Source organism: Microbacterium sp. NPDC055988, from assembly GCF_042269505.1.
GTDB lineage: Bacteria > Actinomycetota > Actinomycetes > Actinomycetales > Microbacteriaceae > Microbacterium.
Genome location: NZ_JBHJXY010000001.1, coordinates 2645789 through 2658826, shown reverse-complemented (window position 1 = coordinate 2658826; position 13038 = coordinate 2645789). Strand labels below are relative to the sequence as shown.

General features: G+C 67.4%; 12 protein-coding genes. 3 read left to right on the top strand and 9 right to left on the bottom strand.

Annotated features, from left to right (window positions below):
- Positions 1–51: 51 nt before the first annotated feature.
- On the bottom strand, positions 52–396 hold the full coding sequence (locus tag ACFC14_RS12680; protein WP_376104955.1) for a hypothetical protein: 345 nt from the start codon (positions 394–396) through the stop codon (positions 52–54).
- Between the two features lie 288 nt (positions 397–684).
- Here ACFC14_RS12680 and ACFC14_RS12675 point away from each other — a divergent pair, with 288 nt between their 5' ends.
- Positions 685–1638 (top strand): HAD family hydrolase, encoded by a 954-nt coding sequence (locus tag ACFC14_RS12675; RefSeq protein WP_376104952.1) that lies wholly within the window; start codon positions 685–687, stop codon positions 1636–1638.
- Positions 1639–1690: 52 nt separating this feature from the next.
- Here ACFC14_RS12675 and ACFC14_RS12670 read toward each other — a convergent pair whose 3' ends face one another.
- From ACFC14_RS12670 to ACFC14_RS12650, 5 genes are all read right to left on the bottom strand, one after another.
- The gene (locus tag ACFC14_RS12670; protein ID WP_376104950.1) at positions 1691–4024 is read right to left on the bottom strand and encodes an arylsulfatase; all 2334 of its coding nucleotides are present in this window, start codon (positions 4022–4024) and stop codon (positions 1691–1693) included.
- Positions 4025–4139: 115 nt separating this feature from the next.
- Entirely contained in the window at positions 4140–5525 is a 1386-nt protein-coding gene (locus ACFC14_RS12665; RefSeq protein ID WP_376104947.1) for a hypothetical protein, read from the bottom strand.
- A 58-nt stretch (positions 5526–5583) separates the two neighbouring features.
- A complete protein-coding gene (locus tag ACFC14_RS12660; RefSeq protein WP_376104944.1) occupies positions 5584–5931 on the bottom strand; it encodes an SHOCT domain-containing protein in 348 nt (115 codons plus the stop codon).
- 1 nt (position 5932) lies between these two features.
- Complete coding sequence (locus ACFC14_RS12655) at positions 5933–6367, bottom strand: DUF6325 family protein (protein ID WP_136043360.1); 435 nt, start codon at positions 6365–6367, stop codon at positions 5933–5935.
- Between the two features lie 87 nt (positions 6368–6454).
- A complete protein-coding gene (locus ACFC14_RS12650; RefSeq protein WP_376104942.1) occupies positions 6455–7597 on the bottom strand; it encodes an AI-2E family transporter in 1143 nt (380 codons plus the stop codon).
- Positions 7598–7772: 175 nt separating this feature from the next.
- On the opposite strand from ACFC14_RS12650, the gene ACFC14_RS12645 reads away from it, so the two are divergent.
- Both ACFC14_RS12645 and ACFC14_RS12640 read left to right on the top strand, forming a co-directional pair.
- The gene (locus tag ACFC14_RS12645; protein WP_376104939.1) at positions 7773–8159 is read left to right on the top strand and encodes a PLDc N-terminal domain-containing protein; all 387 of its coding nucleotides are present in this window, start codon (positions 7773–7775) and stop codon (positions 8157–8159) included.
- A 4-nt stretch (positions 8160–8163) separates the two neighbouring features.
- On the top strand, positions 8164–8607 hold the full coding sequence (locus tag ACFC14_RS12640) for a DUF6325 family protein (protein ID WP_376104936.1): 444 nt from the start codon (positions 8164–8166) through the stop codon (positions 8605–8607).
- Positions 8608–8644: 37 nt separating this feature from the next.
- On the opposite strand, the gene ACFC14_RS12635 is transcribed toward ACFC14_RS12640, so the two are convergent.
- From ACFC14_RS12635 to ACFC14_RS12625, 3 genes are all read right to left on the bottom strand, one after another.
- Positions 8645–11098 carry a LuxR C-terminal-related transcriptional regulator gene (locus tag ACFC14_RS12635; RefSeq protein WP_376104933.1) on the bottom strand — a complete coding sequence of 818 codons (2454 nt, stop codon included), beginning with the start codon at positions 11096–11098 and terminating at the stop codon, positions 8645–8647.
- A gap of 148 nt (positions 11099–11246) precedes the next feature.
- The gene (locus tag ACFC14_RS12630) at positions 11247–12314 is read right to left on the bottom strand and encodes a DUF998 domain-containing protein (RefSeq protein ID WP_376104930.1); all 1068 of its coding nucleotides are present in this window, start codon (positions 12312–12314) and stop codon (positions 11247–11249) included.
- Between the two features lie 72 nt (positions 12315–12386).
- Positions 12387–13016 (bottom strand): hypothetical protein, encoded by a 630-nt coding sequence (locus ACFC14_RS12625; protein WP_376104927.1) that lies wholly within the window; start codon positions 13014–13016, stop codon positions 12387–12389.
- Positions 13017–13038: the final 22 nt, after the last annotated feature.

Here is a 13038-nt window from a genome sequence, read left to right as displayed (position 1 = left end):
TCGACCGGGCGACGGGCGCGGCAGTGACGCAGTCGCATCGGGCAGGCGGCTTCACACCAGCGAGGACTCGAACCCGGTCAGCCCCTCGGGCTCCTCGCCCGGGTCGAAAGCGGGTGCGGCCGTCGGCGTGAGGGTACGTGCCCGCGCGAGGAGTCGTTTCGCCGACGCTTCATCGTCATCGATCTCCGGTGCGAGGTCTGCTTCGACCACGGCGATCGGGAGCATCGCGCCGAGCGCCAGGCGGACGTTCGAGCGTTCTCCACCCGATCCGACGACGGGGATCTCGACGACGTCGGTTCGCCGCTCCTCCGTCAACGCCAGCCAGTACTGCACCACCGCATCGGCCGTCGCGTCGCCGGTCAGATAGCTTCCGACCTGGGTGACGAGTGTCTTCATGCTCACTCCCTGGACTCGTCCGGATGCTTCTCGCCACCGGGTCCGGGGCGGCGCTTTCACACTAGGTCGAGTCATTTCCGCACGTGACCCCCCTTGCGGATTCGGCGTCACGGTGATTCAGTACGGCTTCGCGGCGGCCCACCCATCCGTGGCTCTGCTCCGACGACGGCCGCGCGTGCGGAGTCTTCCGCATCGCCCTGACCGGGTGACGGAGGGGTGCACGAGGAGACCGCGGATGCGACTCTGGAAGCCATCGCCGCCCCAGTCATCGAGAAGCGAGGACCCGAAATGATCGATCACAGCTCCCTTCCCTCCTGGCGCGACACCCCCACGCGCAGTGCCATCGAGGCATTCATCGCCTCCGTCACCGCGGGACCGGACGCGGTGCCCGTCGAAGAGCGCATCGCCGTGTTCGACAACGACGGGACGCTGTGGTCGGAGAAGCCGATGCCCACGCAACTGCACTACGTCGTGGAGCAATGGCGTCTCGCAGCCGAGCACAACCCGGAGCTCGCCGAGCGACAGCCGTATCTGGCGGCCGTGAGCGGCGACTTCGGCTGGCTGAGCACAGCGATCGACAAGCACTACGGAGGGGATGACTCGGACCTGAAGACCATCATCCAGACCCTCGTCGGCCTCACCGACGGCATGAGCGTGGAGGACTACGCCGCTTCCGTCGCCGAGTTCTACCGCACAGCTCAGCATCCGCTCCTGAAGCGCCCGTACGCCGACGCGGTGTATCAGCCGATGATCGAGCTGCTCCGCTACCTCGAGCACCACGGGTTCACCTGCTACATCGTGTCGGGGGGCGAGCGCGACTTCATGCGCCCGATGACGCAGGCGAACTACGGCATCCCGCCCGAGCGCGTGGTGGGCTCAGCTTTCGGCCTCAGCTGGGACGACGCGGGTGCCACCGTGCGGTACTCGTCTTCCCTCGCCTTCTTCGACGACGGGCCCGAGAAGCCGGTGCGCATCTGGAGCCGCATCGGTCGGCGCCCGCTGTTCGCCGGCGGGAATTCGAACGGTGACATGGCGATGCTCGACTTCGCCCGCAAGGGCCCGCGCCCCGGGTTCGCGATCCTCATCCACCACGACGACACCGACCGCGGCGACGCGCCCTACGATGCGGGCGCTGAGAAGGCCCTCGCATCCGCCGCGGGCGCCGGGTACACCGTCGTGAGCGTCAAGGATGACTGGGCGACCGTTTTCCCCGAGGCATCCTCAGAGGTCGACGGAGCCTGAGACGACGCAGAAGGCCCGGAGATCCTCAGTCTCCGGGCCTTCTTTCGTGCGGCTACTCTCGCGAGAGCATGGCCGCCGCCTCGAGCTCGAGATCGCGATACTGCTCCGCGCTCACGTCGACCCCGACACCGAGCAGCTTGCCGCCGGTGAACGGGAACGGGTTGCTGTATTGGCGACTCACCGGGTCTGCACTGTCCCAGCCGATGCACAGTCCGTCCCCGCACAGGGTGAACTTGCCGATCTGCGCCCGCATCGGGCCGGATGCCACCGCGCGGTCGTCGACGTACAGCGTCGCCGTGCCGAGCGACTCGCCGTGCTCGCCCGCCGATTCACGGACGAACTCCACACCGAGCGTATGCGGCCCCGGCGTCAACTCCTCAGACGTGAAGCTCTGTTCCGGCGGGATGCCGAGGAAGTTATAGACGTAGGTCAGTCGGTTGTCCTTGAGGAACAGCGAATGACCCCCGAAACGCGAGCCGTGGGCGAAGAGCACTCCCTGGGCGCCCTCGTCGAGCACGACGTCAGCGATGATCTTGTACGACCGGCCGCGGACGTTCACGGCCACGCTCTCCGGGATCGCGGCCGAGCCCGGGTAGTAGATGTAGCGCTCACGCGGGGGCTCGGCCTGGGGGCGCTCGACCGTGAGCTGGTCGCGCGCCGAACGGTCGTCCAACGGGAGCACGAAGTTCGCATCCGCCTCCTCGAACCACGCGTCGATCAGCTCCTGAAGCTTCTCGGGATGGCTCGCGGCGAGGTCGTTCGACTCGGAGCGATCCTCCTCGACGTTGTACAGCTCCCACACGTCCGCCTCGAAGTTCCCGCGTCCGGTGAGCGGCGCATGCACGGCCGCAGCCTTCCAGCCGTCCTTCCAGATGCCGCGGGTGCCGAGCATCGCGTAGTACTGGGTCTTCTTCTGAGTGGGCGCGTCGGGCGAGGCATCGAAGCTGTACTTCATCGATACGCCGTTGAGCGGCTGCTGCTTCACGCCGCGATACGTCTCGGGCATCTCGACGCCGACGACGTCGAGCACCGTCGCGACCACGTCGACGGAGTGATGGTACTGGTGGCGCATCTCGCCCTTGGCGGCAATACCCTTGGGCCAGTGGATCACCATCGGGTCGCACGTTCCGCCCGCGTACTGCGAGTACCGCTTGAACATCTGGAACGGTGTCGAGAACGCCACAGCCCATCCGGTCGGATAGTGGTTGTACGTATCGGCGGAGCCCAGACGATCGAGCATCGCCAGGTTCTCCTGGAGGTCATCCGGGTAGCCGTTGAAGAACTTGTTCTCGTTCACGGATCCGTTGGGCGATCCCTCACCGGAAGCGCCGTTGTCCGCACAGTAGAAGACGAGCGTGTTGTCGAGCTGGCCGGTCTCCTCGAGATAGTCGATGACCCGCCCGACCTGCGCGTCGGTGTATTCGGAGAAGCCCGCGAACACTTCGGCGAACCGCGCGAACAGCCGTTTCTCGTCGTCGTTCAGCTCGTCCCAGGGGCGCACGAAGTCGGCGGGATTCGCGACGTCCTCCGGCAGCGGGTTGACCGGGGTCAGCGCGGTCCCCTCGGGCACCACGCCCTTCTCGACCATGCGGGCGAGCACCCATTCACGGTAGGCGTCGTAGCCGTCGTCGAAGGCGCCCTTGTACTTGTCGATGTACTCCTGCGGCGCGTGATGCGGAGCGTGGTTGGCACCCGGACAGAACCACATGTACCAGGGCTTGGAGGGGTTCGATGCCTGCTGGTTGCGGATCATGCTCAGCGCCTGGTCGGCGAGGTCCTTGGAGAGGTGGTAACCCTCCTCGGGAGTCGCCGGCGCCTCGATGAAGTGGTTGTCCTCGACCAGGTCGGGGTACCAGTTGTTCGTCTCTCCACCGAGGAAGCCGTAGAAGCGGTCGAAGCCGAGCTGCAGCGGCCACATCGAGCGGTGACCCCCTGGGGCGTTGTCCTCTTCCGGCACGTTGTGGTTCTTGCCGACCCAGAAGGTCGAATACCCGTTCTCCTGGAGGATCTGCCCGATCGTCGCGCACTCGGCCGGCAGCCGCCCCGCGAGTCCGGGGAATCCGTTCGTGGCCTCCATGATGACCCCGGCACGGTTGACGTGATGGTTACGCCCGGTGAGCATGGTCGATCGCGTGGGCGAGCACAGCGATGTGGTGTGCCACTGCGTATAGGTGAGCCCGTCTTTGGCGAGCCGGTCCATCGTCGGCATGTTGATCCGGCCGCCGTAGGGCGACCAGGACGCCATGCCGGTGTCGTCATAGAGGACGACGAGGACGTTGGGGGCACCCTCGGGCGCCGATTTCAGTTCGTATGGCGACCAGTCCGGGACCGAGTCGCGCACGTCCAGCGAGATCTTCCCTGCGAAGTCCGAATTGAATTCCGACATCTTCTCTCCTTCGATCACGGGTTGCCGGTTGCCTGCCCATCCCGAGTATCGCCTTCGCCGACGGAGAGGCGATAGGCCGCTCATCCCCGCAGGGTGACCTGCGGGGATGAGCCGCTCACGACGCGGCCGTCACGACCGGAGCTTCTGGGTCCGCCGTCTCGACGACGGCGTCATCCGTTTCGGCGTCCGCCTGTGCGTCACGGGGTTCAGACGCCGCGGTCGGTCGCCGCAGCAGCTCGGCCAGGATCATGAACACGAGCAGTCCGATCGTCACGCCGATCACGCTCCCGAGGGAGACGGGCCGCGTCACGATCAGGATGAGCAGAGCCAGCGCCATGCCGACGATCACGATCGGACCGTGGAAACGGTCGACCGCGAGCCCGAATCGCCCGGTGGACAATCCCCGTCGCTCCCAGGTGCTGCGCGCCCCGGAGAATCCGCTCTCGAGGATGCCTCGCGTGGCCACCGCGCTGCGGCTCGAGCCGGCGAGCCACGCCCACACCGCCACGAGCACGCCGACCATCGCCAGCGCCACGATCGTCGAGCTCAACAGCGTGGTGACCTCGTCGAACAGCGCCTGGGCAGCGGCCGACGGCATGATCGACGGACTCACGGCCCCGATGAAGAACGTTCTCCCGATGCCCATGCCTGCGGAGAGCAGGAGGAAGGCGACCGCGAACGCGGCGCTGGTCCAGAAGAGCGCTCGGGGGCGGTTCCGGGCGATCAGGATGCCGGCGACCACGAGACCGAGAACGACCCAGGGCAGCCAGAATCCCGCCGCGACAGCGATCTGATAGACGGTCCGCACGAGCACGAGAGCATCCGCCTGGGCGATCGGGATGGACCGGTCGATCTCCGGGATCAGATCGGCGAAGCCGACCCCCCGTTCGGTCAGCACCGATTTGACCCGGTCGACGACGAGCCCGAGATCGATCGACAGCACCCCGTCGTCCGCGAGCTGCAGAGCGGTGTCCGGACTGTTCTGCATGATCGCGACAGCTCGCTCATGGGTGAACCGCAACGACTGCGCCCAGATGTCGGCGAACTGGTCCGAGGCGACGACGTCATGGATCACCCCGTCCACGAGGGACGTCAGTCCGTTCGCCGCCGGCGCCTCCAGGAGGGTGAGGGCCGACGCCGCGCGCGGCGGGAGGTCGAGCTCGCGCAGTCCGTCGAACACCTCGCCGACCACCGCCGTGAGGTCGATCTGCTCGTGGATCGCGGCACTCGCCTGAGCGGCGACGAAGTCCTGCACGGCGGGATCCTCGGCCAAGGGCGCGAACGTCGCGACGAACCGATCGGCATCCACCAGCTGCAGGCGCGCCCACGTTCCCATCGCGGCGATCGGTGCCAGCAGTACCGCCACGGCGAGCACGATTCCGGCGACGATGCTTCGGCCCACCGGTCGGCGACGCGGCTTCTCACCCGTCTCGCTCTTGAGCGTCTGGTTCTCCTGTTCGAGGAGCGTTACCCGGGCTCGCAGATCATCCAGTTCGCTCATTCGCTCTCCTCCTCCAAATGCCGCATCAGGTGTCTCCGCCGACGGCAGTCGGTCCGCCTCAGCTCAGGAGCTTCTGCTTGGCCGCGGCGAACTCCGTCTCGGAGAGCACGCCTGCGTCCTTCAGCGAAGCCAGCTGCTGCAGCTTCGCGATCAGATCATCCCCTCCGGCCGGCGCGCTCGCCGGGGCCGACGGGGCCGCGTACTGCGCTGCCGCGTTCTGCGCAGCGGCATCGACCTGCGCCTGCTGCTGCGCCGCCTCGTACTGCTGCTGCTCGTACTGACCCTGCGCACGTTCCTGCTGATTCCGCGACATCGCGCCGCCGACAGCCGAAGCCGTTCCCGCGACCACCGCGGTCCTGGCGGCCAGTCCGATCAGGCCGGGGCGACCGAATCTTCTCAAGGGCATGTCATTCACCTTCCTGATCGAGGATGTCCATCATGGCGTTCACGACGGGAGCCGGCACGCGTTCGCTGCGGAGCACCTGACCACCGGAGGCGGCGAGGTTCTGCGCGAGAGTGCGGGCGAAGGCGAGCTCGAGGACGACGACGGCAGCGGACTGCCCGGGAGCGAGGGCGCTCGCCAGAGCCTCCACATCCTCTTCGCCGGCGAGGCCCGCAGCGATCGGTGCGAAGTCGTCGAGTCCCAGCGAACCGTCGTCGGCATCGAGCTCGACGATCTCGACCTCACCCGCGGCCGACTTCGCCAGCAGAACGAAGTCGAGCAGTCGCACGACACCGCTGTCGATGAGGTCGGTCAGCGCGCGGAACGTCGCCGGGTCCGGACGCTCGCCCTCGAACCCGACGAGGTAGAACTCGGCGGGGCCGAATCGGAAGTCATTCATGGATTGTCCTTTCTCACGGTGCCGACGTACCGGGACTGTGCGCTCATGCTCGCATCGCGGCGCCCGGGGTGATGCCCACGCTCACCCCTACGGGGTGAGCATCTCATCGTCGGGGGGCTCGGTCTGGCGATTCTGGCGCGGGATCCACACCTGCCGGATGACGATCAGGATCGAGGCCGTCAACGGGATCGCGACGAGAGCCCCCAGCAGTCCCAGGAGGGTGGCCCCGATCATCGCCCCGATGATCACCAGAACGCCGGGCACCGCCGCCGCCTTTCCCATGATCCGCGGAGTGACGACATAGGCCTCGACCTGGATGTACACCAGATAGGCGACCACGAAGACCAAGGCGGCCGTCGGGCTGACGAGCAGCGTCGCGATACCGCCGATGACGAGGAACACGAGTGATCCGATCATCGGTACCAGCGTGACGAAGAAGGCGACGATCGCCATGACCGCGGGAATGGATGAGCCGACGATCAGCTGGATCACGAGGACGACGCTCGCGTTGATCGCCGACAGCGTGACGCCGCCGGCCACCACTCCCCCGACGGACTGCGTGATCTCGTCGAGGACACCGGCGAATCGTGCCCGTCGGTACCGCGGCAGGAGATTCGTGAGCGCCCCTTTGATGCTCTGCAGGGAGGAGACGAAGTAGAGGGTCAGAACGACGACCAGCACGAAACTCGATATCGCACCGACGACGCCGAATCCGGCTTTCAGAACCCCTCCGGAGATCGCGAGGAAGGAGGAGAGCGATGTCAGAGAGCGGATGCTCTCGGCCACGACGGCGGAGAGGTCGACACCGAGAGCGGACTCCAGGTCTCGATACCACCCACTCTGCTGAATGGCGGCGATCGTCTCGGGGGCGGCCTCGACCGCCGCAGCGATCTGTCGGACCGTCGCCGGCACCAGGACCAGCAGGATCAGCGCGACCACACCCAGGAAGATGATCGCCACGATCGTGACGCCCGCCGCTCTGCTCATGCCTCGGCGCTCGAACGCACGAACGGCCGGGTCCAGGCCGAGGGCGAGGAACATGCCGAGGAAGATCGAGATGAGCACCGTCGAGATACCCGCGATCGTGGCCGCGAGTGCGATGGCGAGAAGGACACCGACGGCGACCGAGAAGCCGGAGAGCAGCGGTTTCGCGGGCAGCACACGGAGAAGCCCTGCGCGCCGCCGCCCGCCGTCGCCCTCGGCGTGCTGTTCGTTCCGATTCGCGTCCACGGGGTGCACGCTACGCGCGCGGCCCTTCGGAGTACGCCTCCACCTCACCCGTTCGTGGTGACCGTCACAGGGCCGGACGATTCGGGGTCGCCCGCTAGGGGTGAGCGGCTTTCCCGCCGCCATGGTCGCGCTGTCACTATCGCCGTACGCAGTAACTCAACGAAAGGGGTCCGAAGTGTCCATTTGGGAAAGCTTCTGGGACATCATCTGGTGGTTCTTCTGGGTCTTCGTGTTCATCTCCTACCTGATGGTGCTCTTCAACATCGTGGCCGACCTGTTCCGGGATCACACCCTCAACGGGTGGTGGAAGGCCGTGTGGATCATCTTCCTCATCTTCGTCCCCTTCCTCACGGCGCTGATCTACCTGATCGCACGCGGCAAGGGAATGGGCGAACGCAGCGCTTCGGCGTACCGGGAGCAGCAGCACGCGGCCGACTCCTACATCCGCAGCGTCGCCGGATCCAGTCCCAGCGATGAGATCGACAAGGCATCGAAGCTCCTCGCGGCGGGGACCATCACGCCGGACGAGTTCGCCGCCATCAAGACGCGCGCGCTGAGCTGAGATCGTGGCTGAGGTGGTCGACATGACCCTGCAGGCGCTCGGCGACGTCGAGTTCGTCGTCGTTCGCCTGGAGGACGACCGCCTCAGCCCCGACATCCTCGAAGCCCTGCTCCGGCAGGTGGAGAGCGGCGCCATCCGCCTCCTGGATTTCCTCCTCATCCACCGGCTCGGAGTGGAGGACTGGCGTCTCATCGAGGTCGATGCCGATGAGTTCACACTCGCCGGGCTCGGACTGGACACCCCCGGCCTCGTCTGCGAAGACGACGCCCGCTACTTCGCCTCGGGGCTCCCGATCGGGTCGCTCGCGGCGCTCATACTGCTCGAGCCGACATGGAGCGAGCGCTTCTCCCGAGACGTCGACCGTCGGGGTGACCGTATCCTCGCGACACAGCCGATTCCCGCGGCGATCGCGAACACCGTCCTCGCATCGGCGCTGCGCCAACACTGACGTCACCGTCGGGCGTGCATCCGTCCGCCACGGTGGGTCAGACGGTGGTCCGCACCGCCTCGCGACGGGAGGACACCCCGAGCTTGCGGTAGATGGCGCGCTGATGTGTCTTCACGGTGTTGATCGACACGGCCAACTCCCGCGCGATCTCGTGCAACGTGCGCGCCGTCTGCAGCTGCTGGAACACATCGCGCTCCCGTTCTGAGAGCGTCTCCACCAGCGAACCTGCGGCATCATTGGCGAGACAGCGCCCGATGAAGTCCTCGAACTGGGTGCCGAAATGCACATGCTCGCCCAGCAGCTTGCGCACCGCCGTCTCACGCGGCCCGAACGGAAGACGGATGTTCTCCCCGGCGGCGACCGCGACCGCCGCTTCGCACAGCTCGTGCGCCTCGTCGTGGTGACCGGCATGACGGCGCAGGACCGCAGCCGTGAGCAAAGTCGCGGTCTTCACGTACGACACCTCGCCGAATGCCCGCAGCGATCTCAGCATCTCCAACGCTGCCGGGTAGTCGCCGGCGCGACGCAGCACACCGGCGAGCGCGACGTTCACGACGGGCAGGTCCGGGCAATTGATGTACTTCCGGGCGATCCTCATCGCGCGATCATGCCGGCCGACCGCCTCCTCGAGCAGGGCGACGGACGACTCGCGGAACGCCGGCCAGGAGACGCCATGGACGACCTCGAGCGGGATGTCCTGAACGCCGATCGCCGCGCGGCGACACGCCGCGACATCACCGGTCTCGGACGCCGTGTACGCGATCATCATCCGCGCGATGCTCGTGAAAGAGCGGTCGGAGCCGCCGTTGGCGATCACCGTCCCGAACTCCCGGCTCGCCTCGGCGAACTCTCCCGACCAATATGCGACGTACCCGGCGGCAGCCGCAGCGCTCCCTCCGGCATAGGTGCTCCAGGGCAGGCTCACGTTCTCCTCGCCGTGTGCCCTGGCCAGCGACTCCCGCGCATCGATGAGCCGTCCGGCCCAGGTCTGTCCGAAGGCGAGATGTCCCAGCGTCCGCTTCGCGAGTTCGCGGTCGCCGGAGCTCTGCGCCTCCCTCGCCGCGGCCGAGAAGTACTCGAGCGGAATCATCGGGTTGCCGCGATGCCGGATCTCTGTCCAGCCGAGGAGGTAATTGAGTGCCGCACGATCCCCGAGCTCGGTCGAATCCGCGTCGAGCAGCATCCGTCGCACCTTTGCGCTCGCCTCTGCGACCTCCGCGCGCTCGTCCGCGATGAACAGACGCGCGATCTGCAGCACGGCGGGCTCGGTCCCGCCGCCCGATCTCGAGATCGTCCCCTCTGCACGCCGGAACAGCTCGCGTGCGACGCGATGGTCGCCCAGCACATCGCTCGCACACGCGCGGACGAGGAGCACCTGAGGGTCTTCCGGCGTGCGTCGGAGCATCTCCGTCGCGGTGCGCTCGACCTCTGCCGCCCCGGCCCCGACCACGAGCCCGAGCCAGTGGCGAAGCAGAGTGTCGCGCGCGGTCTCCGAATCTCCCGCACGAAGCGAGTGCGCGATCGAAGCGGTGGGATCCGTGGTCTCGAGCGCCGCGGCCGCACGACGATGGCAGGCTGCGGCGCGCGCGGCATCGAGCGCGACGATCTCCGCGCATTGCCTGGCGAAGGACGCATGCCAGCGGTAGACGATGCCATGCTGGCCGTCGAACCGATCGAGGAACAGGCCGAGTCGCACGCAGGTCTCGAGCAGCTCCGCCGCGTCCGGGCGTCCCGTCACGGCGGCGGCGAGCTCAGGAGTCAGCTCGCCGCAGACGCTTCCGTCGAGTACGAAATCTGCGATCTCCGCCGGCAGCGCCCCGAGCACGTGCTCGCGCACGTAGCTCCCGAGAAAGCTCGATGCACTCTGTGCGCGGGCGTCAGGGCGGGCTCCGCCGATCATCATGAGCCGGACCGCGATCGGCCAGCCCTGCGTCTCGTCGAAGATCGTGTCGGCGGCGAGCCCCTTCGCCCCTGCGTGGAGGAGCTTCACCTCCGGCGCGGTGAAGCTGAGGGTCTCCACTCCGATGAAGGAGTCCGGATGCATGATGCGCTGCCGGGAGAGAGTGACCTCGAGAAGCGTCGTGCCGACCAGCACGACCCGTAGATTCTCCGGCGTCTGTTCGGCGAGCATCCCGAGCAGCCCACGGCGCCAGTCTTCTCCCGCGCGCTGGGCGTCGTCGACGATCAGGTGCACACGGGTGTCGAGGTCTTCGAGGGCACCGCAGATCGCTTGGTAAGCGTGCTCTGGGTCATCGAGGTCACGCGCCAGCGCGAGCGGCTGACCCGCACGTTCGGCTCCGACGAGCAGGGAGTGCACGACGCCCTGCGTCAGACGCGACGGGTCGGAGTCGAAGGAGCTCAGCCCGAGCCAGGCCACCTGCTCGAGGCCGGACGCCCAATCCGCGGCGGCGGTCGTCTTGCCGAAGCCGCTGGGGGCAGTGACGACGGTGAGCGGGTATTCTCCCACCGCATCGGCGATCGCGGTGCTCACCCGTTCGCGGCGGATCGCACCGGGTTGGGGGCCCGGTGGGCGATAGCGCACTGCGGGTCCCGGCGTCGTCGATCGTACGGGGGGCGACATGGCACCAAAGCTAGTGGCGGCACACAGGTGACCTCAAGGGCCTCCCCCGGGTGATATTTCAGTCCGCACCACCGGTCCCCTCGTCGCGTTTGAGCGCATCGGCGGTGCGGATGAACAGGATGATCCATGTGAACACCACGGTTCCCGCCACGAGTTCGACAGCGGTCAGGGTGTAGTAGCCGACGGCGAAGAACACCGAAAGGAGCAGGATCAGGAGGGTGAACACGTAGCCGACGAGCAGGAAGGTGCGCGAGACGCCGGGGACCCACCATCGGACGGCGACGACGAGGACCGCGTAGGCGACCACCATCCCCGACGCCACGCCGGTGTGCAGGGCGAAGTGCTCGTCCACCGGGAAGACACCGACGAGACCGAGGAAGATGCCGACGATCACGAGACACGTGCGCACGGAGGCAGCCCCGCGCGGGTGGGTCGTCGGAATCCCCCTCGTCGCGTAGCGCGCCAACGTCGTCACGAGGATCCCCGCGATGATCAGCGTGAGGTTGAAGGCCCGGGCGGAGAGATCGTCCGTCATGCCGAGGGCGCTCAGATTCTCCTTCCACCACTGCGGATCGCTCGCTGTGAGCATGCTCGCCAGCACGCCCAGCACGAGGAACACCGCGAGCACGGTGGCCAGCAGCTGCAGGTCGAGGTGCGTCGCCGAGTAGTACGTCACGTAGGCGGTGAGCGCGGCGGCGGCGCCGGCCAGCATCAGCGCCGGGAGCGGGAACACGACGGCTCCGATCAGCCCTGCCTCGACGATCGTGGCGGCCAGGGTCCACCCGAGCAGGGCGATCATGGCGTGAGCGAAGGCGAATGCGGCGATGTCGACGACGTCGAGCGCGCCGAGCCGCTTCCGCCGGGCGGGGTCGGCTGCGATGACGCGTCCGAGCACGAAGACGACGATCGCCGTGACCGCGGACATCAGCGCCGCGAACTGTCCCAGGGAGTCCGGGCCGGCGATGGGAGCCGACTGCAACCGGAAGACGGGCAGCGCGACGAGGGCCGCGAGCACGAATGCGACGATCGAGATCTGAAGCCCGATGGCCTCCCGAGCGCGCTCTCGAGTGGCTCCGCGCGAGCGGGCTTCCGTGAGGAGATCGTGGCCTGCTGGCGTCGTGGACATGCTCTCAGTCTCCTTCTCCGCTTCGGCGTCGGCTTCGGCGGCTCATCCGCGCGGGGCGATGCGGGTCGCGGGTCAGATCTTGATGGGAAAGGTGGCCAGGACGACGATGCCCACGACGGCGAGCACACCGCTGAGGGAGAGGAAGACGGTGCGCCGCCACCGAGCCCGCTGGTTCTGGGAGAGGGCGGCGAAGAACAGCACGAGTGCGAAGAGGACGGTCAGGAGCGAATAGTCGTCGCCGCGTTGATTGTTCCGGAGTGCCTCGTCGAACTTCTCGTCGGCACGGTCGTTCAGCTCGACGGCCTCCGACTCACCTGGTGGGGCGTATTCGTCCATGGCGAACGGACCGTCCGCCTCCCGCCCCGCGTCGTCCCAGGCGTCGAACGCCGCAGCGAACTCCGGAGTGAAGCGGGCCTCGATGAACTCGACGAGATCGTCCTGCCCCTCCCGCTCTGCGAGTACCCACTCGGTGTAGATGGTCAGGTCGTATTGCCGGGCGGCCTGGGCAGTCGACTCGGCCGAGGCCGCCTGCACCCGCGCGCTTGATGCCTGACTGAACGCGATCGACATCTCACCGCCCCACTTCGACGCCTCGAAGCCGCACCAGGCGGTGATGACCGCTGTGATGGAGAGCAGGAGCACCGTGCTGACCTCGAGCACTCCGTACTTGCGGTCGTGAGCGGGGGCGGGCCGATCTTCCATGCGGCAATGCTGGAGGTGCCAT

What these genes read in the sequence shown, in the direction of transcription:
- ACFC14_RS12675 (WP_376104952.1), top strand. Translation starts at nt 685, where the DNA reads ATGATCGATCACAGCTCCCTTCCCTCCTGGCGCGACACCCCCACGCGC.
- ACFC14_RS12655 (WP_136043360.1), bottom strand. Translation starts at nt 6,367, where the DNA reads ATGAATGACTTCCGATTCGGCCCCGCCGAGTTCTACCTCGTCGGGTTC.
- ACFC14_RS12630 (WP_376104930.1), bottom strand. Translation starts at nt 12,314, where the DNA reads ATGTCCACGACGCCAGCAGGCCACGATCTCCTCACGGAAGCCCGCTCG.
- ACFC14_RS12665 (WP_376104947.1), bottom strand. Translation starts at nt 5,525, where the DNA reads ATGAGCGAACTGGATGATCTGCGAGCCCGGGTAACGCTCCTCGAACAG.
- ACFC14_RS12660 (WP_376104944.1), bottom strand. Translation starts at nt 5,931, where the DNA reads ATGCCCTTGAGAAGATTCGGTCGCCCCGGCCTGATCGGACTGGCCGCC.
- ACFC14_RS12670 (WP_376104950.1), bottom strand. Translation starts at nt 4,024, where the DNA reads ATGTCGGAATTCAATTCGGACTTCGCAGGGAAGATCTCGCTGGACGTG.
- ACFC14_RS12625 (WP_376104927.1), bottom strand. Translation starts at nt 13,016, where the DNA reads ATGGAAGATCGGCCCGCCCCCGCTCACGACCGCAAGTACGGAGTGCTC.
- ACFC14_RS12680 (WP_376104955.1), bottom strand. Translation starts at nt 396, where the DNA reads ATGAAGACACTCGTCACCCAGGTCGGAAGCTATCTGACCGGCGACGCG.